At 67.9% G+C, this 22,853-nt stretch carries 18 protein-coding genes; 10 read left to right on the plus strand and 8 right to left on the minus strand.

The window, feature by feature from the left end; genetic code table 11:
- Positions 1–22 precede the first annotated feature (22 nt).
- Both IEY31_RS12305 and IEY31_RS12310 read left to right on the plus strand, forming a co-directional pair.
- Complete coding sequence (locus IEY31_RS12305) at positions 23–724, plus strand: response regulator (RefSeq protein ID WP_188972394.1); 702 nt, start codon at positions 23–25, stop codon at positions 722–724.
- 62 nt (positions 725–786) lie between these two features.
- Positions 787–3,687, plus strand: coding sequence for a GAF domain-containing protein (locus IEY31_RS12310; protein WP_188972396.1), 2,901 nt, complete (start codon positions 787–789; stop codon positions 3,685–3,687).
- Here IEY31_RS12310 and IEY31_RS12315 read toward each other — a convergent pair.
- A complete protein-coding gene (locus IEY31_RS12315) occupies positions 3,671–4,504 on the minus strand; it encodes a nitroreductase family protein (protein WP_188972398.1) in 834 nt (277 codons plus the stop codon). The two genes, IEY31_RS12310 and IEY31_RS12315, sit on opposite strands and share 17 nt — an antisense overlap.
- Positions 4,505–4,598: 94 nt before the next feature.
- Entirely contained in the window at positions 4,599–5,624 is a 1,026-nt protein-coding gene (locus IEY31_RS12320; protein WP_188972400.1) for a YkoP family protein, read from the minus strand.
- Positions 5,625–5,790: 166 nt separating this feature from the next.
- Between IEY31_RS12320 and IEY31_RS12325 the strand changes: the two genes are divergently transcribed.
- A complete protein-coding gene (locus IEY31_RS12325; RefSeq protein ID WP_188972402.1) occupies positions 5,791–7,008 on the plus strand; it encodes a glycosyltransferase in 1,218 nt (405 codons plus the stop codon).
- Here the strand turns inward: IEY31_RS12325 and IEY31_RS12330 are convergent.
- Positions 6,953–7,642 carry a glycosyltransferase gene (locus tag IEY31_RS12330; protein ID WP_188972404.1) on the minus strand — a complete coding sequence of 230 codons (690 nt, stop codon included), beginning with the start codon at positions 7,640–7,642 and terminating at the stop codon, positions 6,953–6,955. The genes IEY31_RS12325 and IEY31_RS12330 overlap by 56 nt on opposite strands.
- Before the next feature lie 77 nt (positions 7,643–7,719).
- Here IEY31_RS12330 and IEY31_RS12335 point away from each other — a divergent pair, with 77 nt between their 5' ends.
- Positions 7,720–8,961: an MFS transporter gene (locus tag IEY31_RS12335; protein ID WP_188972406.1), complete on the plus strand. Its 1,242-nt coding sequence runs from the start codon at positions 7,720–7,722 to the stop codon at positions 8,959–8,961.
- 3 nt (positions 8,962–8,964) lie between these two features.
- Complete coding sequence (locus IEY31_RS12340; protein WP_229723562.1) at positions 8,965–9,705, plus strand: polysaccharide deacetylase family protein; 741 nt, start codon at positions 8,965–8,967, stop codon at positions 9,703–9,705.
- 8 nt (positions 9,706–9,713) lie between these two features.
- Here IEY31_RS12340 and IEY31_RS12345 read toward each other — a convergent pair whose 3' ends face one another.
- Together IEY31_RS12345 and IEY31_RS12350 are read right to left on the minus strand one after the other, a co-directional pair.
- Positions 9,714–10,391, minus strand: a complete 678-nt coding sequence (locus tag IEY31_RS12345) for an NUDIX hydrolase (RefSeq protein WP_188972408.1) — start codon at positions 10,389–10,391, stop codon at positions 9,714–9,716.
- A 98-nt stretch (positions 10,392–10,489) separates the two neighbouring features.
- Positions 10,490–12,526: an amylo-alpha-1,6-glucosidase gene (locus tag IEY31_RS12350; protein WP_188972410.1), complete on the minus strand. Its 2,037-nt coding sequence runs from the start codon at positions 12,524–12,526 to the stop codon at positions 10,490–10,492.
- 180 nt (positions 12,527–12,706) lie between these two features.
- Between IEY31_RS12350 and infC the strand changes: the two genes are divergently transcribed.
- Both infC and IEY31_RS12360 read left to right on the plus strand, forming a co-directional pair.
- Positions 12,707–13,405, plus strand: a complete 699-nt coding sequence (gene infC / locus IEY31_RS12355) for a translation initiation factor IF-3 (RefSeq protein ID WP_188972412.1) — start codon at positions 12,707–12,709, stop codon at positions 13,403–13,405.
- 194 nt (positions 13,406–13,599) lie between these two features.
- Complete coding sequence (locus IEY31_RS12360; protein ID WP_188972413.1) at positions 13,600–13,845, plus strand: glutaredoxin domain-containing protein; 246 nt, start codon at positions 13,600–13,602, stop codon at positions 13,843–13,845.
- 177 nt (positions 13,846–14,022) lie between these two features.
- Here IEY31_RS12360 and IEY31_RS12365 read toward each other — a convergent pair whose 3' ends face one another.
- Positions 14,023–15,387 (minus strand): serine hydrolase domain-containing protein, encoded by a 1,365-nt coding sequence (locus IEY31_RS12365; RefSeq protein WP_188972415.1) that lies wholly within the window; start codon positions 15,385–15,387, stop codon positions 14,023–14,025.
- A 110-nt stretch (positions 15,388–15,497) separates the two neighbouring features.
- Between IEY31_RS12365 and IEY31_RS12370 the strand changes: the two genes are divergently transcribed.
- The gene (locus tag IEY31_RS12370; RefSeq protein ID WP_188972417.1) at positions 15,498–15,956 is read left to right on the plus strand and encodes a DUF488 domain-containing protein; all 459 of its coding nucleotides are present in this window, start codon (positions 15,498–15,500) and stop codon (positions 15,954–15,956) included.
- A 92-nt stretch (positions 15,957–16,048) separates the two neighbouring features.
- Here IEY31_RS12370 and IEY31_RS12375 read toward each other — a convergent pair whose 3' ends face one another.
- Together IEY31_RS12375 and dnaE are read right to left on the minus strand one after the other, a co-directional pair.
- A complete protein-coding gene (locus IEY31_RS12375) occupies positions 16,049–16,897 on the minus strand; it encodes a hypothetical protein (RefSeq protein WP_188972419.1) in 849 nt (282 codons plus the stop codon).
- A 45-nt stretch (positions 16,898–16,942) separates the two neighbouring features.
- Positions 16,943–20,947 (minus strand): DNA polymerase III subunit alpha, encoded by a 4,005-nt coding sequence (dnaE, locus tag IEY31_RS12380; RefSeq protein WP_188972421.1) that lies wholly within the window; start codon positions 20,945–20,947, stop codon positions 16,943–16,945.
- Between the two features lie 93 nt (positions 20,948–21,040).
- Here dnaE and IEY31_RS12385 point away from each other — a divergent pair, with 93 nt between their 5' ends.
- Both IEY31_RS12385 and IEY31_RS12390 read left to right on the plus strand, forming a co-directional pair.
- Positions 21,041–21,568 (plus strand): GNAT family N-acetyltransferase, encoded by a 528-nt coding sequence (locus tag IEY31_RS12385; RefSeq protein WP_188972423.1) that lies wholly within the window; start codon positions 21,041–21,043, stop codon positions 21,566–21,568.
- A 137-nt stretch (positions 21,569–21,705) separates the two neighbouring features.
- A complete protein-coding gene (locus IEY31_RS12390; RefSeq protein ID WP_229723564.1) occupies positions 21,706–22,782 on the plus strand; it encodes a TRAP transporter substrate-binding protein in 1,077 nt (358 codons plus the stop codon).
- Positions 22,783–22,853 lie beyond the last annotated feature (71 nt).

A 22,853-nucleotide genomic window follows, 5' to 3' on the forward strand; every position in this document is an offset into this window, starting at 1 on the left:
CCGGGCCGGATATTCTGCGCCCATGCCTGACCCTGCCCGCGACTCCGACAGCACCTCTGAAACGGGCCTGTCCCGCCGCATCTCCCTGCTGCTGGTGGACGATCATCCGGTGGTCCGTAAGGGCACCCGCGAACTGCTGGAGGGCGAGCCGGACCTGCACGTGATCGGAGAGGCCGCCAGCGGCGAGGAGGCGATTGCCCAGGCCCGCGCCCTGAGGCCGGATGTCATCCTGATGGACGTGTCGATGCCCGGCATGAACGGCATCGAGGCCACCCGCGCCATCAAGGCCGAGCAGCCGCGCGTGGGGGTGCTGGTGCTGACCAGCTACGACGACGACGCCTACGTGTTTGCGCTGCTGGAAGCCGGGGCGGCCGGCTACCTGCTCAAGAACACCAGCGAGGACGATCTGCTGGGCGCGGTGCGGGCGGTGGCCGCTGGGGAAAGTGCGCTGCACCCCAGCGTGGCCCGCAAGGTGCTGGAGCGCTTCAGCGCCGCCGCCCAGCCCACCCCGCCGGAAGATGACCTGAGCCCGCGCGAACTGGAGGTGCTGCGGGTGGCCGCCACCGGACGCACCAACAAGGAGATTGCCCGCGATCTGGACATCAGCCCACGCACGGTGCAGGTGCATCTGGCGAACATCTTTTCCAAGCTGGGCGTCGGCAGCCGCACCGAGGCGGTGCTGCACGGCATCAAGCGCGGCTGGATTGACCCGAAGATGCTGTGAGCGCGGCGCGGGAGGCCAGCGCGCCTGCGGACCCCTCTTTCAACCCCCGGCCCAACCCTGAGATGACCCCTCTGCCCCCCACCCTCGCCGCCGCCCAGACTGCCCGCGCCTTCGCGGCGGCACTGGCGGAGTACACCTGCCAGGTCACGGCGGCGCACGGCGTTCAGGTGTGGGTGACCGAGGAGGCGGGCGGACGGCTGGAAGTGCTGGCCCAGGAGGGACGCGGTCTGGGCCTCAGCGACGGCACGCTGGCCCGGCGCGCGGTGGACGGCGGCCATCTGCTGGAAGAGGGGATGCTGACCTGCCTGCCCTTTGGCTGCGGGGTGCTGGAATGTGTGGGCGCCAGTTCGGAGGGGGTTGCGGAGTTGTCGGCGCTGGCGCCGCTGCTGACGCTGGCGCTGGAAGGCGTGCAGGCCCGCGAGGCCCGGCGCGGACGCGGGCGCGTGGCCGAGACCGTGGAGGCGCTGGTGCGCCGTCTGGGGGGCAGCCTGGACCTGGCCGAGGTGCTGACCGGCACGGCCCAGAGTGCGGCGCAGGCGCTGGGCTTCTCGCGGGCCTTTGTGGCGCTGTTCAGCGAGCTCGGCGAGGGTGGGGCCAGGACCGGTGACGTGTTCTCGCACGGCTTCGACGAGGCGTTTACGGGCGGCGTGGGTGTCGGCCCGGTCAGTCTGGAAACGCTGATCCGGCGCGGCGAGGCCATCCGCTTCGAGCGGGCCAGGGACGCCGACTCGCCGATGGCGCAGGGCCTGCTGGAACTGAATCCGGAGGCGGCGGTGATTGCGCCCCTCAGCGCACGCGGGCAGCCGCTGGGGGTGCTGTACGTGGACAGCCGCACCCCTGGGGCCACTGCCAGCGAGGATGACGCCCGGCTGGTGCTGGCGCTGGCCGAGCAGGCCTCGCTGGCGATTGACAATGCCCGCCTGTACGGCATCGAGACTCGCAAACGGGCCGCCGCCGAGGCGCTGCGCGAGGCCGGGGCGGCGCTGGCGGGCAGCCTGCACCTGGGCGATACCCTCTCGCGGGTGCTGGAGCGCGCCATCACCCTGTTTCACGCCGACGCGGCGGCGGTGTACGAGGCCCAGCCGGACGGGCGCACCCTGAGCATCCGCAGCGCCGTGGGCCTGCCCAGCGAGTACGTGCTGCGGGTGCGCGCCAAGATGGGCGCGGGGGTAACCGGGCGGGCGGCCCAGGGGCGCGAACTGGTGGCCGCACATGACCTGGCCACCGCCCACTATGGCGGGGGCAGCCGGTACACGCGGCAGCTGCTGGCGCAGAACCGCTACCCGTACAAGGGGGTGCTGGGGCTGCCGCTGGTCACCCGCAGCGGGGTCTTTGGCACCCTGACGCTGTACTGGGAAGCGCCGCTGCCGCTGGACGACGACGATCTGGCGCTGGCCGGCGTGTTTGCGGCGCAGGCGTCCCTGGCGGTGGAAAACGCCCGCCTGTACGAGGAGGAACTGCGCCGCGAGCGCGAGGCCGCCGTGCTGCTGAACGTGGGCCGTGTGCTGGGAGAGAGCCAGGACGACGCCGCGCTGGCCGGGGCCGTGCGCCTGACCACCCTGGCCCTGAACGCCGGGCGCGGCCTGATCGCCCTGACCGATGACCTGGGCGAGGTGTCCCGCTGCGCGACCTTCAACCTGTACCCGCCCACACCGGAGGAGCTGGCCTCGCTGAAAGCGCAGCTGGGGCGCGGCCCCCGGCCCCTGCCACGCCGCGCCTGCCTGCCGGTGGCGGGCAGCGGCCTGATCGTGCCGCTGGGCGATGAGGCCCATCCACTGGGTTTCCTGTACGCCGACGATCCCAGCCCGGAAATGCCCGGCGACCACGTTCTGCAGCTGGCCCGCAGCGTGGCCGATCAGATGTCCCAGACCCTGACCCGCGTGCGGCTGCTGTCCGCTCTGGAGCGCGAGGAAGCCCGCTACCGCCAGCTGGCCGAGGGCGCGCACGACCTGATTCTCAGCGCGGATGTGGGTGGCGCTGTAACGTATGCCAATCCCGCCGCCTCCCGGTTACTGGAACCCCTGACCGGGCCGCTGGTGGGGGCGAGGCTGCTGTCTCTGCCCACCCCGGCCACCCGCGACGCCCTGCGCGCCGCCTGGGACGCCGCCCGCACCGGCAGCGCCGGGGGCCGCGCCGAGATTGGCATTGGCCCCCACCGCCTGGAGGTGCGCCTGAGCGCGGTGCAGGCTGGCCCCGCAGACAGGGGGAACGGGGCCGGCGAACCCGCGTCCGGCATGCTGCTTGTCGCGCGTGACCTCTCGGAGCTTCAGACGCTGGCCGACGAGATCACCCGGCGCGGGCAGGCGCTGGAGGCCGCCACCTCGCGCCAGAGCGAGCTGCGCACCTACCTGTCGCTGTTCACCCAGGCGCAGGAGGAGGAACGGCGGCGCATCAGCCGCGAGCTGCACGACGACACCGCGCAGGTGCTGACCGCCTCGGGCCGCCGGGTGGCTCGGCTGGCGCGTGAGTTGAGCGGCGAGCAGCGCGAACGTGCCGACGACATTCTGGCGGACCTGAACGCCGCCCTGGACAGCGTGCGCCGCTTTGCCCGCAACCTTCGCCCCAGCGTACTGGACGACCTCGGGCTGCTGCCCGCGCTGGAATGGCTGGCCGGACAGGCACAGACCCCCACCCGCCTGGAGGTGGGCGGCCAGGAACGTCGCCTGGGCGCGGCCACCGAGCTGACGGTCTTCCGGCTGGCACAGGAGGCGCTGAACAACGTGGACAAGCACGCCGGGGCCGGCAGCGCCGCCATCCGCGTGATCTTCGGCAAGGGCGGCGTGGAGGTGGTGATCAGCGACGACGGCCAGGGCTTCACGCTGCAGCAGGCCGAGGCCCGCGCCCAGGAGGGCCATCTGGGCCTCACCGGTCTGCGCGAGCGCGTTGCCCTGGCCGGGGGGGAGCTGGACGTGGACAGCACGCCGGGGCAGGGGACAGTGCTGCGGTTCAGCCTGCCGGGGTAGGGACGTCCTCGTCTGCCTGAGTGGACATCAGCGTCTCCGGCAGGAATCCCCGTCCACTGAGCGCCTCCAGCACCTGCTGTGAGGTGGCCGCGTAGGCCTCCGGGTCATATTTATAGGGACTGGTGTACATCTGCGCCAATGAGGTGATGCCGCCCTCCTCGCACATGGCCCTGAGATGCGGCATGGACATGTAGCGCTGCCAGCCGCTGTCCTCGCGCGCCCGGTACAGGTCTTCCAGCTCAGCCGTGCTGGGGCGCCGGTACGTTTCGTCATGAACATAGGCCCGCATCGGCAGGCGTTCGCGCCGCTCCGGCTGCTCGTCGGGCACACCCACCACGATGGTGGTGATGGGCAGGCAGGTTTCGGGCAGGTTCAGGTATTCGGCAATGGCCCCCATGGCCTGCAGCGTGGTGCCCATGTAGCAGATGCCGTAGCCGCGCGCCTCGAAGCCCAGCGTCACGCTCTGGGAAATCAGCATCGCCTCGTTGGCGGCCACCTGATAGCCCAGGAAGTTGTTGAAATTGTCCCGCGCCCCCCGCAACCGCAGCCACTGCCGCGTGCGGTGCCAGTCGGCGCAGAAGGTGATGGCCAGCGGCGCTTGCAGCACGAATTCCTGCTCGCCGTGCAGTTCGTACAGCCGCCGTTTCCGCGCCGGATCACGGGTCACGATCATGGAATAGCTGTTGAGGTTCCCCGACGAGGACGTGCCCACGATGGCCTCGTGCAGCACCTCGTCGAGGGTGGCCTGGGGAATTTCATCGGGTTTGAACTGCCGGATGGAACGGTGGTTGAGGAGCGTCTGGGCCACAGTCTGCATGCCCGAAACTATAGGGGGCGGCCCCACTGCCCGCTCGTCCCAGATTGCGATGACCCGTGAGCATCATCCGGGCGCGGCAAGCAGCCCTCCCGGCTCACCCGTACTTCGCCAGAAACGCCTCGCGGGTCATCCACGCCATCTTCGGCTCTCCCTCGCTGGGCGGGCGGGCGGTGCCGTACACGGCGCGCAGCACCCGGAAGCCCAGACCGTACAGGCGGGCGCGGGCCGGGGGCAGCGGCAGCAGCGTGAAGCCCCCCTGTTCCAGCGGCGCGTGAAACAGGGTCACGGCAAACACCGCCTGCGCCTCCTGCAATTCGGGCCGGGTTTTCATGGCGGCGGCCACGTCTTTCAGGCTGCGGAGGTAAGCGCGGTAGGCGGTCAGCGCACCCCGTCCGGCCAGCCCCACGATGCGCGGCGAGTGCAGATGCAGCTCGGCGGTGGGCGCACCGTGCGGCAACGGCAGTGGGGCGGGCGCGTGGTCCAGTGGGGCCACCCGCATCACGGCGTCAGCCCGCTGGGCCAGATCAATCACGCCGTGCTCGCGGGCAAACCGCGCCTCCACGGTCTGCGTGTAAACGTGGACCAGCAGGTCACGCGGCCCCGCCCGCCGCAGACCCGGCACGTCGCGTACCGGAACGGGCCGGTAACCCAGCGCCCGCAGGTGCCGCAACTGTTCGCCCAGGTGTTCCGGCTGCACGCGCACGGTTTGCCCCGGCTGCGGCGTGCCCAGCGGGAACGGCAGCGGGCGAAGGCCCTGCGCGGCCAGCCGGCGCAGGCTGGCGCGGTCCAGACCGTCGGCGGCCCAGCTCTGGACCAGCTGGGCTGAGGCGGCCTCCAGGGCGCTGGGCAGGTCCGGCTGGCCCGCCCCGGCGATCTCGTGCCCGGCCTGCGTGGCGGCGTGGAGGGCGTCTGGTGCCAGGAGGGCCAGGGCGGGGGAGACCAGCAGGGTTACCGTGGCTGACGCCTCCAGTGCCCCGGCCAGCACGCCTTCCAGGGCCAGCCTGCTGTGAATGGGAACCGTCACGCCCACTTCAGGAGCGCCGGGATTTCCGCCCTCCCACGCGCCGTAGGCCCCGGCGCGCAACTGGGCGGCAAGCAGGCGGGACGGCAGGCGGCGCATCTCCCGAATGTAGCGGGTCCGGGCCAGCCGGGTGAGGCCGCGCCACACCAAAGATTGACGACCCTCTCATCCCCGGCGTCGTATGCTCCTGTCTAGCGATGCCTCAGACCTCTCCCTTCTCCGCAGGCTGGACCATCCCGGAATGCACGTCTCCTGGCGGGAACCGATGAGACCGCTCAGAATCGGCCTGTTTACCGACACCTTCCTGCCCGATCAGAACGGCATCGTGACCAGTGTGGGCCTGCTGAGCGACGAGTTGAGGGCGCAGGGCCACCACGTCGACGTGGTGGCCCCCGACTTCCCCGGCAATGTGGACACCCGGACCGACGTGCGGCGGGTGCCCAGCGTGAGCTACATGTTCCTGCCCACCTACCGGCTGGCGTGGCCCACCCGCAAGGATTTCGAGCAGAAGTACGACGTGGTGCACACGCACACCCCACTGACGCTAGGGCTGGCGGGGGCGCGGCTGGCCCGCAAATGGAACGTGCCGCACGTGGCGACGTACCACACCCACATCGAGGCGTACACCCATTACGTGCCGGGCATGACCGCCCTGCAGCGCCACACCGGGGCCGTCACCCGCATCATGGGTCTGCTGTACGGTCGCGCCGACGCCGTGATCACGCCCACCGCCGGGGTGCTGGACGTGCTGCACGCCATGCGGGTCCGCAACCCGGTGGTGATTCCCACCGCCATCGATCCCGCTGTGCTGAACGCCGCGCCGCCGATTGAGAACCCCTGGCCCGCGGGCAAGCGCCGGCTGCTCAGCGTGGGCCGGCTGGCCCGCGAGAAACGCTTTGATCACGTGCTGGACACGGTGGCCGAGCTGCCCGACACCCATCTGGTGCTGCTGGGCGAGGGGCCGGAGCGCGTGCATCTGGAAGCGCACGCCCGCCGCCTGGGCATCGAGGGCCGCGTGAGCTTTCTGGGGGTCAAGCCCTGGACCGAGATCGGCGCGTATTACCGCATGGCCGAACTGTTTCTGTTTGCCAGCGACACCGAGACCCAGGGGCTGGTGTTGCAGGAGGCCGAGCTGATGGGCGTGCCTGTGGTGGCCGTGGGCGCCCGCGGCACCCTGAGCAGCGTGGCCCACGAGCGCAGCGGCTATCTGGTGGCCCCGGCGGACGTGAACGCCCTGGTCCACCACGCCCGCGCCATTCTGGGCGACGCGGCGCTGTGGGGCCGCCTGTCCGCCGGGGCGCGGGAGTTCGCCTCGGGCAACTGCCCGGCGGGCGTGGCGGCGCGGGTGCTGGACGTGTACGCCGCTGCGCTGGGCATGCCGCGCGACGTGCCCTTTTCTTCAGAGGCCGGGCTGGGCTCCGCTGGTCTTAACGCGGCGGGTCTGGGTGTTCCGAATCAAAGTACCCTCGCGTATGACCGGTGATGTTGCGCAGGTGCTGCCACGCGAAGGGCAGCGCGCCCCGGTCCAGGCGGCGGGCACTGGTCTGCACCAGCGCGCCCGGCACGTAGGCCACCGTGCCCAGCTGGGCCAGGGCCTGGCCCAGCATCACGTCCTCGTAGGCCTCGACCTCCGGGTACCCGCCGGCCAGCAGCGCCGCCTGACGCGAGAACGCCATGTTGGCCCCGGCCAGATTGGGCTTGCCCACCACCCGGCAGCCGTGCAGAAAGCCGCTGTAGGCCTGCTGCGACAGCCAGCTCCAGTGCGGGGCCACGCCACAAAAGCCCATTGGACCGTACAGGGCCACCCGGCGCGGCGCGGCGGCGTCCAGGCGTTGCAGCCACTGCGGGCTGGGCAACGAGTCCGCGTCGGTGGTGGCCACCCAGTCGGTGCGGGCGGCCTCCAGGCCCCACTGCCGGGCGCGGGCCACGCCCGGCTGCGTGCAGTGCAGCACCCGCGCGCCCCAGGCCCGCGCCACGTCGGGCGTGCCATCGGTGCTGCCGTTGTCCACCACGATCACCTCGGCGGGGGCCTTGTGCTGCGCCTCCAGCGCCCGCAGGGTCAGGGGCAGGTACGCCGCCTCATTGCGGGCCGGAATGATCACCGAGAAATCGGACACGGCCCCAGGCTAGCAGGCGCAGGCCGGTTTCCTGATGGAGGGAGTGCGGCGAGCTGCCGGGGTGCGGGGACCGGGCGATGGGCGCCGTGACCTCCTGGCAGGACCGCCTGCCTGTCAAACCCGGCACCCTACCGGGTCTGCTGGTGGCGGCGCTGGTGCTGGCGTGTTCGGAGTTCGTCCGCAGCGGGCTGTACGGGGCGTACCTGCCGCAGGCCACCGGCACGCTGCTGGGCCTGCCCCGGACCGACGCGGTGGCGGTGGCCGCCACGGCCTTTACCCTGCACTTCATCACGGACACGGCCATGCGTGGCCCGGCCGGGGCCATGATCAGCCGCTTCGGGGCGCGGACGGTGATGTTTGCGGGGGCGGCCCTCTCGCTGCTGGCGCTGGCTGGGATGGCCGCCTCACACACCGCGTGGACGCTGCTGCTGGCGGCGGCGCTGCACGGCATCGGGTTCAGCGCCATGTGGCCGGGGGCCATGAACCTGACCGCCGACGCCACCCGGGACACCCACAAGGGCCGCGCGGTCACGGCCATGAGCCTGGGCGTGATGCCGTTGATCGGCGGCGGGTTCCTGCTGCTGGGAGCGCTGGCCGAACGCCCACGCGCCGTGGTGTTCACCATCATGCTGTCGGTGCTGGCCACGGCGCTGCTGGCAGCCCTGTTCGTCCCGGACCGGTTGCGCCGCGCCGCCGCCGACCGCCCGCCGGACCGGCGGGCCCGGCTAAAGACGGCGCTGGGTGCCCTGGCCCCGCTGTTTCCGGCGGCCTTCATGCAGACCCTGACCATGACCCTGCTGGGGCCGCTGCTGTTCACGCTGTACCGCGATCTGGGTCTGACGTACTGGGGCATGGTGGCGCTGCTGGGCACCGGCGGGGCCGTGGCCTTCGGCAGCCTGCCGCTGACCGGCCGGGTGGCCGACGGGGGCCGCGCCCGGCTGGCGGTCACGCTGGGCTTCACGCTGCTGGCGCTGGGCCTGGGCGGCATTGCGACCACGCCGCCGATGTGGGCGCTGTTCGTTCTGGCCGCGCTGGTGGGCCTGGGCTACGCCTTTATCATGCCCGGCTGGGCCGCGCTGGTCACCGGCCGCCTGCCCGAGGCCGAGCGCCCCGCCGCCTGGGGGGCCCTGATGACCGTGGAGAACGTGGGTACCTCGCTGGGGCCGCTGCTGGGAGCCCTGGCCTACCGCCTGTTGGGACCGACCGGGCCGTTCATCACCGGCGCGTGCCTGTCGCTGCTGACCGCGCTGGGCTACGTGCTGTTCCGGCACCTGCTGACCACCCGGCCCGACGAAACGGCGCTGGAGAGCCGGGCGTAGACCGTGGGCAGGGGAGCTGGTTGCGGGCGGTTCCCGGTACGGTTCCTGCTGGCCTCTACGCTGGGGCTGCTGGGGGCCGCGCTGGTGGCTGACGTGCTGGGCCGCGCCGCCGGCTGGGGGGCGCTGGGCCGTGGCCCCCGTGCCTCAGGCCGGGTCGCGCTGACCTTCGACGATGGGCCCTCGTCGCGCACGCCGGAGCTGCTCGCGGTGCTGGCCCGGCACGGTGCCCGCGCCACCTTCTTCGTCACCGCGCCGGCCTGCGCGGCCCATCCCGCCCTGTTGCGGACGCTGCTGGAGGGTACCCACCAGCTGGAGGCACACGGGCGCTGGCACCGCCACGCGCTGCTGCTGACACCGTGGCGCGAGTGGGCGCAGCTGCGGTGGCATCCCCGCGCCGCGGCACCGGGGCCGCTGCTGTACCGCCCGCCCTACGGGGGCCACAGCCCGTTGACCCGCGTGCTGGCGCGGCTGGCCCGGCGGCAGATCGTCCTGTGGGACGTGGAGGGCCGCGACTGGACGGGGGCCGACGCGGCCACGCTGGCGGCGCAGGCCCTGGCCCGCGTCCGTTCCGGCAGTGTGGTGCTGCTGCACGACGGCCCGGCGGTCACCCCCGAACTGCTGAAGCTTTTGCTGGATGGACTTGAGGAACGTGGATTGCAGCCCGTCATTCTGGCTGAGTTGCCCGCGCAACGCATCGGGCTGCGGCAGGGATTGCAGCGGGTGTGGGCCAGCTACGGGGGTTGATGGTCCCGTTACAACGCCGCCACCCGCACGTTCTTGGCCCGCCGGTACACCTGCGCGGGCCGGCCCACGCCGCTGCGCCGCTCGCCGCTGGGGGTCAGGATGCCCTGGGCCAGCAGGCGTTTGCGGAAGTTGCGCTTGTCCAGCTGGCGGTTGAGGATCGCCTCGTACACGCCCTGCAGTTCCGGCAGGGTAAAGGTATCGGGCAGGAATTCCAGCGCCAGATTGGCGTACTCCAGCCGCAGTTGCAGGCGCAGCAGCGCCCGCGTCAGGATCGTCTGGTGATCGAAGGCGAGGCGGGGCGGGTGGTGGGCGCTGAGCCACTCCGCGCCCAGGGTGTGGCCGCCGCCGCTGACGCTCACCGTGCCGTGCGGCAGCACCGCCAGATGCGCCACGCTCACGATGCGGCCACGGGGGTCACGGCCCACCTCGCCGAAGGTGTAGAACTGCTCCAGGTGGCGCGGTTCGAGCTGCACGGTGGTCTCGGTCCGCAGTTCGCGCAGGGCCGCCTCGTGCAGTTCCTCGCCGGGCTGCACGAAGCCGCCGGGCAGCGCCCAGTCCCGCGCGTGTGGCAACTCGCCGCGCTGTACCAGCAGGACGCGCAACTCGCCGCCGTGCATGGCAAATGCCGCAACGTCCACCGCCAGTCCCACCTGCGTGGCTTGTGGGGGCAGGGCAAGGCGGATCATACCGACGATGCTAGGGTTAGTGTCTGGTGTACGTCAAGTTCAGGTGTCTAGCCATAAGTGTGCAGGGGGTCTGGCGGGAACTGGCCCTGAGACGCGGTTTAGCCCGACTTTCGGGTCCTGGCCTGCCCGGCCTCAGCCTGCGAGACCAGTGCGTGCCCGCGCAGCATCTCGGCCACGCTCCAGGCCTGGAAGGGGCAGCCGCCCGGCAGCAGCGCGTCGCCGCTGAACACCTCCGAGACGTGGCCGACGCCCGCCTCCCAGACGTGGCCGCTCAGGCCGCCCAGTGCGGCGCGAGCCGGGGTCACCTCGCCGCGCGACAGCAGCAGTTCCAGGTGCGCGGTCAGCGGCCAGGGCCACACGGTACCCTGGTGGTATGCGGCGTCGCGCAGCACCTGCGGGCCGCCGTAGTTGCCCCGGTAGCGCGGGTCCTGCGGCGCGAGGGTGTGCAGGCCCAGCGGCGTCTGCAGTTCGGCCCCGGTCTGCCGGACGGCGGCCTCCACCTGCGCGGGGGTGGCGGGCGTGTCCGGCAGTGCCAGGGCCAGCGCGGCGTTGGGGCGCACGCTGGGGTCCAGGATGCCGTCCGGCCCCAACACGTCGGCGAACTGCTGGCCGTTCCAGAACTGCCCGAAGCTGCGGCGGGCCTGTGCCTGCGCTGCGGCAAAGGCTGGCGGTTCGCCCAGCACCCCCGAGAGCCGCGTCTCCGCGCCCAGCGCCGCGAGCCACAGCCCCTGAATCTCTACCGGCTTGCCGTGGCGGGGCGTGACCACCCAGTCCGCGATCTTCACGTCCATCCAGGTCAGTTGCACGCCCGCTTCCCCAGCCAGCAGCAGGCCGTCTGCCGGATCGGCACGGATGCCGTGATCGGTGCCGCGCACATGCCAGTCCAGCAATTCGCGCAGCCGGGGCAGCGCGGCGCGTGCAAACTCCAGATCGCCGCTGGCGGTCACGTACCGTTCCAGCGCCACCGCCAGCCACAGCGCTCCGTCCACCGTGTTGTAGCCCGCGCCCTGGCCGTCCTCGTGAAAGTGGTTGGGAATCAGACCGCGCCGCAGGGTGGTCAGGAAGGTGTGCAGCAGGTCACGGGCCTCGGTCAGGCGGCCCGTGAGCAGGGTCAGGCCGGTCAGCGAGATCATGGCGTCGCGGCCCCAGTCGGCGAACCACGGGTAGCCCGCGATGACGCTGGTGCCTGCCCCTGCCGGGCTGCTGCGGCGGACCAGATAGGCGTCGGCCGCCACCGCCAGCGTCGCCACCAGCCCGTCGGCCACCCCGCAGGTCCGCTGCGCCCGCTCTGCCAGGTCACGGCGGCGGGCGGCCTCCTGCGCGTGGGCCAGCCAGGGATCGGGGATCTCGGGCGTGGTGCCTGCTATTCCCTGGACCACCAGCGCCACCTGTCCGCCGCCTGCCGGGAAGGCCACCTCCCACAGCGCCGCGCCCAGCGCGTGGTCGTGATCGGGTTCGCCGCGCGCCGCGTCGTGGCGGTAGTACACGCGCTGGGGAAAGGGCCGGGGGGGCAGGGCCGTGAGCTGTGCGTCTGTGGCGTGCGGCGCTTCCGGCAGGTGCAGCCGCAGCCGCGTGGTCCGCTCGCCGCGCACCGTGACCTGTGAACCCTCTGCCCTGAATTCCAGGTCGGGCGCTCCGGTGTGGACGTGGTGCATGTCGCGGTTCACGAAGTAGCCGCCCAGCGTCAGCGTGACCGCCTCCCGCGCCTCCACCGTGTACAGGTAGACTGCCGCGCCCGCGTGGGCCGGACTGACCATCTGCCGCGTCAGCCGCACGCCGGCCACCTGCTGCACCCGTTCGGGCAGCAGGTCACGCAGGGTCACGCCGCTCAGGACCTCCAGCCCGCGCCCCTCGAACACACCCGGCGCCAGTTCCAGGGCATGCAGGGTGTGGCGCTGCCCGCCCACCGTCAGCACCTCCAGCGGCGACACCAGATGCGTGAAGCGCTGCACCGGCGGCTGCTGGCTGACCACCAGCCCCGAGTAGCAGCGCGTCGGCACCCCGGCCACGCTGGACAGCGCGAAACCGCCCAGGCCGTCGGTCAGCAGCACCTCCAGGTCGGGGTCACGGGCGCGCAGGGGGCCGAAGTGGTGGGTGTGGGCGGGGGGGGTGGCAGTGGGAAAAGGGCCGCTCATCACCGGAGCATGGCAGAAACGGCCGGGTGGTCCCTGCGGGCGGCCTGCGTTGCAACAAAGTTCATGCCCACAGAAGCGGGCGGGGCGGGCGTGGTAAACTGACATGTTTGCCCGCCACAGCTTTGAACGTGAATGCGGGTGCAGCCGCCCAGCCTGCCAGCGTGCAGGGGGCGTGCGGAGGTGATGAACATAGCGAAAGATCACAAGGTCAATGAGCAGATTCGCGTCCGGCAGATTCGTCTGATCGGCGGGGAAGGCGAGCAGGTGGGCATTATCGACACGCGCGATGCGATGAACATGGCGCGTGAGGCGGGGCTGGACCTGGTGATGGTCAGTCCGCAGGCCGTGCCGCCCGTGTGTCGCCTGCTCGATTATGGCCGCTTCCGCTACGAGCAGCAGCAGAACGAACGAGAAAACCGCAAGCGTGCGCGTGGTCAGGAAGTCAAGGCCATCAAGTTCCGGGTCAAGATCGACGCGCACGACTTCAAGACCAAGACCGGGCATGTGCGCCGCTTCCTGGAAGACGGCCACAAGGTCAAGGTCACCATCATGTTCCGTGGCCGCGAGCGCACCCACCCGGAACTGGGCGAACGCATCCTGGTGCGCGTGGCCGAGACCCTGGCCGACATCGGCGTGCCGGAAAGCAACCCCAGCATGATGGGCATGGACATGAACATGATCATGACCCCCAGGGTGGCGCCCGCCCCCAAGAAGGAGCGCGGCGACGACGACAGCGATGGTGCGGCCACCCCGGCCCAGCCTGCCCAGTCGCAGCCTGCTCAGGCCCAGCCCGCCGCCGCGTCCGAAGCCCCGCAGGCCGAGGCCCCGGCCACGGACGCCAGGACGGACGCGCCCGCCGAGGCCCCCGCCTCCGCGTAACGCCCGGCAGCACAAACGGCCTGCCCCTGGGGTGGGCCGTTTTTCGTTTTGCGCTGTCCGGAGAGGTTGTTCTGGCACGCTCCTGCCAGCGTTACCCGGATCACTTGTTGTCACCGCTTTATTTTGTAAACTAGGCAGACCGCCGCGAGGACGGAATATCGCGCCACCCCATTTCCGAACAGGAGGAGTTTCCTATGATCAAGATGTACACCACCACCTGGTGCCCCGACTGCCACGCCACCAAGCGCGCCCTGAGCAGCAAGGGGCTGGCCTTCGAGGAAATCAACATCGAGCAGGACGAGCAGGCCGCCGAGTACGTCATGAGCGTTAACGGGGGCCGACGCAGCGTGCCCACCCTGGTCAGCGGCGACGTGGCCCACAGCCTCAGCGGCTTTCGCCCGCAGAAACTGGACGTCTTCCTGGCCGAGGCTGGGCTGTAGGACCGGGTTTCCAGCAGGGCATGCTCAGCAGAGAAACGGTGCGGTGACTGGCGACAGTCCGCACCGGTTTTCATGGGCGGTCTGCGGACCCTGCATTCCCGGCGGGTGTTACCCCTTGAGGCCCAGCAGTTCGGTAGTGGCGGGTTCGGCGGTGGCCCTGACGCGCAGGAGAGAAGGCTATTCCACTCCCGCCAGGAACGCCGCCAGCGGCCAGGAGCGCCCGCCGCCCTGGCGCACCCACTGGATCTCTCCGTTCTCCGTGCGCCCGAAGTGGTACGCCTCGCCCACCGAGCCGAAGCCGCCCTCCGGTTCCGGGCACAGGGTATTGGCGTCCTGCACGGTCAATTGCACGGCGCTGACGGACGGGTCACCCAGCGGGGTCAGGGCCACCAGCCGTCCGCCCAGATTCACGATGTCGAACAGGCCCCAGGCGTTGGCAAAGCGTCCGGTGAAGGAGTCCAGATCGTGCGCGGTGTCCGCCGTCTTCTCTGCGTTCTCGTGCGCCAGATCGATTAAACGGATCAGGTTGCCCGCCCATTCGGTGGCCGGGCCGCCCAGCGTGTTGGTCAGCACTGAGACCGACAGTCCGGTCCTGGGATCAAGCCACGACTGCGTGATGTGGCCGGGAAAGCCCCCGGAGTGGCCCACCAGCGTGCGTCCGCCGATCTCGTCCAGAATCAGGCCCAGGCCGTAGCCGCGCCGGGTGGGTTTGGTGATTTCTGACTCGCGCCGCGCCATCAGGCGTTTGGAGGCGTCCGAGAGCAGACCGTCACGGCCCAGGGCGTGCCGCGCCCAGTAGGCGGTCAGCGCCTCGGCGGTGCCGTAGAAGCCGGTGGCCGCCGCCAGCGCGCGGGTGTCGGAGGACGGCAGCGTGCGGCGGGCATCGTTGCCAAACAGGCGTGCGCCGTGGCCGGTGGCCAGCTCGGCCTCGCGCTCGGGGGGCAGTTCTGCGCCCAGGTCACTCAGCTCCAGCGGGCCGGTGATGTGGGTCTGGATGTAGTCGCCGTAGCTCTCGTCACTCGCCGCCTCCACAATCAGGCCCAGCAGGCCGTAGCCGATGTTGGAGTATTTGAAGTGCTGGTTCTGCGGAAACACCGCCTCGGCGCGGGCAAAGTCCAGCAATATCTGCCGATCCGGAAAGGCGTGCATCTGCTGCCAGTAGTCGCTGTCGGCCCCGTCGCGGTTGATGCCGGACTGGTGGCCCAGCAGCGCCCGCACGGTCATGTCGGCGGCGGATGAGCCTTGCAGTTCCGGCAGCCAGTGGCCCGCCGTGTCGTCCAGGCGCAGCTTTCCGGCCTCCACCAGTTGAAAGATGGCGGTGGCCGTGAAGGTCTTGGAATGCGAGGCGATGCGGAACAGGTGCCGGGTGGTCAGCGCCTCGCCGGTGTCCTCGTTGGCCTGCCCCAGCGCGAACGACGTTGCCAGCTCGTCGCCCACGCGCACGGCCACCTGCACGCCGGGAATGCGCTGAAAGTCTCGCCCGTATTCCAGCCAGCGTTCCAGGTAGGGGGCGACGTGCCGGACGGTTTCCAGAAGGCTCATGCCCCAGAGTTTAGAGCGCGGACTCTGGAGCGCGGCGCGGCAGACTGTCCCGCACTGTGGGCGGCACCCCGGCCACGGTTTCCCCCGGCCCGGCCCGTTACGCTGCCCCCATGACCGCCCTGCCCACGCTGCTGACCATCGGCTATGAAGGTGCCCAGATGGACGCCTTTCTGGACACGCTGGCCGCGCACGGCGTCACCGTACTGGTGGACACCCGCGAACGCGCCCAGAGCCGCCGCCCCGGCTACAGCAAGACCGCGCTGGGGCTGGCGCTTGCGGAGCGCGGCATCGACTATCGCCACCTGCGCTCGCTGGGCACGCCACCCACGCTTCGCAAGATGTACCGGCTGGATAGGGATTTTGCCGCCATGAAGGCCGGGTACACCCTGCACCTCGCCACGCAGACGGACGCGCTGGAGGAACTTGGCGCATTGGCCGCCCGCGAGCGCGTGTGCCTGCTGTGCTACGAGGCGAACGCGCAGGAGTGCCACCGATCCTTGATCACAGAGAGGTTGCAGAAGATGGAACTGGTGGGCGCGGTGGAGGATTTGACGGTTAGGGCGGCTTGAAAATTGCGAGCATGCTTTAATCAGCCCCTTTCGATCAGGCAAGATTATCGATGAAGATGGTGCCCGCTGATTATTGTTATGCTAATGATCGGTTATAGTATAATGGCGGATATTGCAGAAAAGAATAGTAGAAATATTATCACAATTAGGCTGGTATTTTCTTTAAAAGAGCGGGTTCCGCGCAAATCTTCCTGATACTTTTTAATTTGCTTCTTGTGCTGATCTATTTTCTGCCTCTCTTCTGGAGAGTCAAATAGATTATGTTTTTCTATGTAGTGGATCTGTTCACGCAGCTTCGAGATTTTATTTCGTTTGTCTGACCTATTTTTGTCTTGCCCGAAACTAATTACAAGCAGTATTGTGAGTAGTGGGATGGAAATCATCAATATCTTTAGAACATCACGGCTGTTATCGGGTTTACCTGAAATGTCTTTGATGCCCTCAATCCGTGCTGAAATTTGTACATTTGGCTGGCAGTCTTTGGTAATGAATCTAATCGTTGCAGAGTCCTTCGGATTCATCAGGCTCGGTTTAAATTTTGCCGAAAAACTGTCGCTAAGAATGTTTTCTGAAAAACCAGAGATCGCTTCTTCTGGATTGGATTCGATGATATTTGCCTCTAATATTCTACAAACCTTTCCAAAACCTATCGATATGCCCTCAATAATTTCCGAAGATTTAATTGTCTGATTACCGGTATTGGAAATCTTGATGTCGGTAATATACAACTTATCTGCAATTACATTTTTATAAGTTAATTGTACATCTGGCAAAGATGCTTCGAATACTTTATTTGTGGAGTATTGATAGCTAACTGAGCGTACCTGACGCTGAAAATACAATACGGATAGGGTGGCTAATATGGTGAGAATTCCAACTATAATCGGAATCTCTTGGCCCCTGATGCTGATCCTGTATTTGTCTTGAGGCGTATCGATCAAACTAGATCGTCCTCATATCGAATCTTTCGATCATCATGTGGTACTTCACGCCCGCATCCCCCCGCTCCCGTTCTGCTTGTTCATCCATGCCGGGGGCTTGGGCGCGAAGCGGCCCAGGATGGTCTGCTGATCGTAGGCCAGATAGGCGTCCATCCACGGGAAGGTCTGGTTCAGCACCCGGATCGCGTCGGGGCTGCCCATGCCGTGATCAAGCTGGTAGACCACGAACTGCTCCGGCGTTTGCAGCCGCAGGTAGGTGGGCATGCTGCCCGCGTGTTCGTCCAGCAGGCTCTGAAACTCGCCCACGGCGTCCGGGCTGGCGGTTTCCAGATCGATGTTCACGTACATGACCTTCGGCACCTCGGCCAGTTGCTCGATGCTCACCAGTTCCTCGGCAATGGCGCGCAGGCCGCCGTCCTCGGATTCCAGCTCCACGATCACCAGGGCGGGCGTGTCGTTGATCAGCTTTTCCTGAATGCGGTCATAGGCGCGGCTGAAGGCCACCAGCTCGGTCTGCCCGGACTCGTCGGCCAGGATGAAACGGGCCATCATGCCGCCGGATTTGGTGGGCTTGCGGACCACGCTTTCCACCATGCCCGCCAGCACCGCTTTAATGCGCTTGCCGGGGGCGACGTTCTGGGTGATAAACCACGTGTCCAGGTCACTAATTCGGCAACTGGCCGCCTCGCGCAGCCCCTCGTGCTGCTCCAGCGGGTGGCCGGAGATGTACAGGCCCAGCGCGTCCTTCTCGATGCTCAGGCGTTCCAGATCGGTCAGGGGCGTGAAAGTGGATTTCAGCGGCGGCTCCGGCGCGGTTTCCTCCAGCCCGAACAGCGCGTCCATGCCGCTACTGATCATGGAGGCGGCCCCCTGCGCCCAGGCCAGCGTCTCTTCCATGCTGTCCAGCAGCTGCCGCCGCTCCCCGAAGGCGTCGAAGGCCCCACTCTTGATCAGGTTTTCCAGTGCCTTGCGGTTGCAGGTCTTGTTGTCCACGCGGGAGCAGAAGTCGGCGAACGACTTGAAGCGCCCGCCGCGCTCGCGTTCCTCCAGGATGCGCTGCACTGCGGCCTCGCCCAGCCCCTTGATGGCGTACATCCCGAACAGGATTTCCTCTCCGGCCACCGCAAAATCCGGAGCCGAGCGGTTGATGTCCGGCGGCAGCACCTTCACGTCCATCTTGCGCGCGTCACTGATGTACTCGGCCACCTTGTCGGAATCGCGCCGTTCTACGGTGAGCAGGGCCGCCATGAACTCAACGGGGTAGTTGGCTTTCAGCCACGCGGTCTGGTAGGTGATGACCCCGTAGGCGGCACTGTGCGACTTGTTGAATCCATAGTTTGCGAACGCGTCCAGCAAATCAAAGAGTTTGTTGGCCTCGTCCTTGGGAACTTCATTGGTCTTCGCACCCGCCACAAACAGGTCACGCTGCTTGGCCATTTCCGCCACGTCTTTCTTGCCCATCGCGCGGCGCAGCAAATCGGCCCCGCCCAGACTGAAGCCCGCGACTTCAGAGGCGATCTGCATGATCTGTTCCTGGTACACCGGAATCCCATAGGTTTCGGCCAGAATCTTTTCCAGAAACTGCGCGGAGGTGGGAAAGCCGTCGCGCACGTAATCCACTTCCTCCAGGCCGTGGTGGCGGCGAACATAGGTGGGAATGTTCTCCATCGGGCCGGGTCGGTACAGCGCGCTCAGGGCGATGATGTCGGCCAGCCGGCGCGGTTTCAGGCGGCGGGAGGCGTCGGCGATGCCCGCCCCTTCCAGCTGAAACACGCCCTTGGTGTCGCCCCGGCTCATCAGCTCGTAGGTCTTGGCGTCGTCGAAGGGAATGGCGTCGAAGTCGATCTCGATCTTCTGCGACTCGCGCATGATGCGCTTGGCCTCATCCAGAAACGACAGCGTCCGCAGGCCCAGGAAGTCCATCTTGATCAGGCCGATGTCCTCCACAGCCTTCATGTCGTACTGGCAGACCATGCCCATGCCGGAGGTGTCGCGCATCACCGGCACCAGGTCGGTCAGCTTGTCGCGCCCGATCACCACCCCGGCGGCGTGGACCGAGGCGTGGCGGGTCAGCCCCTCCAGCTTCTGCGCGAACTCGTAGGCTTCCAGCAGTTGCGCGTCGCTTTCCAGCAATTGCGCGATGTCCGGCACGGCGTCCCGGGCCTGCTCCAGAGAGTAGCTCTTGCCGAACTTGATCGGAATCAGCTTGCTGACCTTGTCCACCTTGGCGTATTCCAGGCCCATCACGCGGGCCACGTCCTTCAGGCAGGCCTTGCTCGCCATGGTCCCGAAGGTGGCAATCTGCGCCACCTTGTCCTCGCCGTACTTGTCCTGCACGTACTGGATGACCTCGATGCGGCGGGCGTCGTTGAAATCGATATCGAAGTCGGGCATCGAGATGCGGTCCGGGTTCAGGAAGCGCTCGAACAGCAGCTCGAATTCCAGCGGATCGAGGTTGGTGATGCGCATGGCGTAGGCCACCAGCGAGCCTGCCCCGGACCCGCGCCCCGGCCCCACGCTGATGCCCTGATCCTTGGCCCAGTTGATGTAATCGGCCACGATCAGGAAGTAGTCGGGAAAGCCCATGTTGTTGATGACCGAAAGTTCGTACTCGGCGCGGCGCAGCAGCACCAGGGCGTGGGTGTGGTGCGCGCGGCAGGTGGTTTCTTCCTCGCTGCCGGGATCGAGCTGGATGGCCGTGTCGCTGGCCTCGCCCCTGCTGCGCTGCCAGTCGGTGCAGGCGTAGTCGGGCAGCGGGCCTTCTTCCGCCGCTTTCTCCATCACCTCCAGCGCCGGGTACAGGGTGTATTTCTCGCCCGCCGCCTTGCCGCGTGCCTCCCACTCGCTGCCTAAAAAGGCCACCAGGGTCAGCAGCGTGTCCAGGTCACAGGTGCGGGCGTCGCAGCCCTGGGTGCGCGACAGCACGCGTTCGCGCTCGTCCGGCTCCAGCACCGCCAGGCTTCGCACGGCATACTCGCGCAGCAGCGCCTCAGTGACGTGGTGCGGGTAACGCTTGAGGCTGCCGGCGTAGGTCTGCACGCGCAGTTCCTCGGCCATGGTGCGGCCTTCCGGGATGGGCAGCGCGGGCATCTGGTACACCCGTTTCTTGCCCACCGGGAGGTCAACGTTGCACAGGTCGGCAATCCGGGCGGTGTTGTCGAACACTTCCTCGCCCCACTCGCTGGGCGGCAGGGCGCGGCGCATCTCGTCCAGATCCTTGACGTAGAACTCGTCGCAGGGGAACTTGAAGCGGTTCTCGTCGGCCAGCGTGGCCTTCGTCTGGATCGCCAGCAGCGTCTCGTGGGCGGTGGCGTCGGACTTCTTGACGTAGTGGCCGTCGTTCGTCGCCACCATGCCGATGCCCAGCTCCTGCGCCCAGGCTTTCAGAATCGGGTTGTTCCTCGCCTGTTCAGGCAGCCCATGGTCCTGAATCTCGATGAAGTAGTTCTCGCCGAACAGGTCGCGGTACCACAGCAGACGCTGTTTGGCCTCGGCCTCGCGCCCCTGCATCAGCAGTTGCTGCACCTCCGAACCCAGGCAGCCGGAGAAGGCGATGATGCCCTTGTGGTGCTCGGTCAGCAGCTCGTGGTCGATGCGCGGCTTGTAGTAGTAGCCCTCGGTGTAGCCCCGGCTGCTCAGGCGGCATAGGTTCTGGTAGCCCTCGAAGTCGCGGGCCAGCAGCGTGAGGTGAAAGATGCCCTTCTCGCCGCTGACGCCGGGTTTCTTGTCACGCCGCGTGCCCATGCCCGGCACCACGTAGGCCTCGTAGCCCAGAATGGGCTTGACCTGCGCGGCCTGCGCGTAGTTGTAGAAATGCACCGCGCCGTGCATGTTGCCGTGATCGGTCATGGCGCACGCGGCGTCCTGGCCCTCCGGCGTGACCTCTTTCACCCACTTCAGAAGGTCCTTGAGCTTGGCGGCGCCGTCCAGCAGGCTGTATTGCGTGTGCTGGTGCAGATGTGCGAACCGGCCGCTGTACTGGGTGGGCGCGCAGCACGAGCCGTCCGGCAGATGAATATGGGACTTAGTGGGATCGGCGGGCGCGGTCATGGCTCAAGGATAGGCCGGGGCGGGGTGCGGTGTCCGTGACCCTGGGGGTTGACGGCCCGATACAGGCCGGGCCTGGAATGCTTAAACTCCACCATGACCGTCCGCCCCTCTGGCATCCGCCCCGCTACCCCCGCCGACGCCCCGGCCATCGCCCGCATTCACGTCGCCAGCTGGCGTGAAACCTACGCGGGCCTGATGCCGGACGACTTTCTGGACCGGATGACAGGCGAGGACATGCGGGAGCGGCGCGAGGTGAGCTGGGGGCGCACCATCATCCGGAGGCTGGAAACCGTACTGGTGGCTGAGCTGGATGGAACGGTGGTGGCCTTCGCCTCTGCTGGTCCGGCCCGTGACCATCCCGGTTTTGAAGCCGAATTGATGACGCTGTACGCGCTGAAATCCGTTCAGGGGCGGGGGCTGGGGCGGGCACTGTTCGGGGAAGTTGTGCAGACGCTCAGGGCAGACGGCATGCAGAATCTGGCGCTGTGGGTGCTGGACACCAACCCCACACGGGCGTGGTATCTGCGCCAGGGCGGACGCGAGGCGGGCGAGAAGCTGGACGGGGCGCTGCGCGAGGTGCGGGTGGTCTGGGACCGGCTGCCCGATGGTGGCCTGCCGTGAGGCCCTGGGCACCCCAGTGGGGCGGGCCGCCCCGCCGTATGACGGTCTGGCCAGGATTGCCCGCTATACTGTCCCATCTTCAAACCAACAGGACGCCGTGAACCCCACGGTTTATGGGCGTCGACAGGGGGATTGCCATGGGAATTGATCGTCGTAAGTTTTTGAAGGGAGCGGCCGTAACTGCTGCGGCCAGCACCGTCTTCTCGCCGCACAGCTTTGCCCAGACTGGCAACGTGCGCTGGAAATGCGCCACGAGCTGGCCCAAGAGCCTGGACGTGCTGTTCGGCGGCGCCCAGATGATCGCCGACCGCGTCAGCGCCATGACCGACGGCAAGTTCACCATCCGCGCCTATGAGGCGGGCGAACTGGTGCCGGGCCTGCAGGTGCTGGACGCCGTGCAGCAGGGCACCGTGGAGTGCGGCCATAGCGCCGGGTACTACTACGTGGGCAAGAACCCCACCCTGGGCTTTGCCACCGGCGTTCCCTTCGGCCTGACCGCCTCCGAGCAGAATGCCTGGCTGTACAGCGCGGGCGGCCTGGAACTGATCCGCGAGGTCTACGATGATTTCGGGATCATCAACTTCCCGGCGGGCAACACCACCGCGCAGATGGGCGGCTGGTTCAAGAAGGAAGTCAAGACAGCCGCAGACTTCAAGGGTCTCAAAATGCGCATTCCCGGGATCGGCGGTCAGGTTATGGCCAAGCTGGGCGTGAATGTGCAGGTGTTGCCTGGCGGTGAGATCTACCTGGCACTGGACCGTGGAGCCATCGACGCCGCCGAGTGGGTGGGTCCGCATGACGACGAGAAGTTGGGTCTGCAAAAAGCTGCCAAGTTCTACTACTACCCCGGCTGGTGGGAACCCGGCGCCACCTTTGACATGATGGTGGGCAAGAAGGCCTACGCCGCGCTGCCCAAGGCCTACAAGGAAATCCTGGCCAGCGCCTGCGCCGAGGCCAACCTAGCCGTGGCCGCCGATTACGACGCCAAGAACCAGGCCGCGCTGCAGCGCCTGAAGAAGGGCGGCACCCAACTGCGCCGCTATTCCAACGACATCCTTAAGGCAGGCAGCAAGGCCGCGCAGGAACTGCATGCCGAAAACTCGGCCAAGAACGCTGGCTACAAGAAGGTATACACGCCCTGGGATTCCTTCCGCCGCAGCATTCATTCCTGGCATCAGGTCAATGAGAAGCCGCTGATGGACTTCACCGGCTGAACGAGCCCTGGATGCGAAGGGTGCCCGTACTGTTTTAGTACGGGCACCCTCTCTGTTTTGGTGACGGCAGG

The organism is Deinococcus aerolatus (assembly GCF_014647055.1).
Taxonomy (GTDB): Bacteria; Deinococcota; Deinococci; order Deinococcales; family Deinococcaceae; genus Deinococcus; species Deinococcus aerolatus.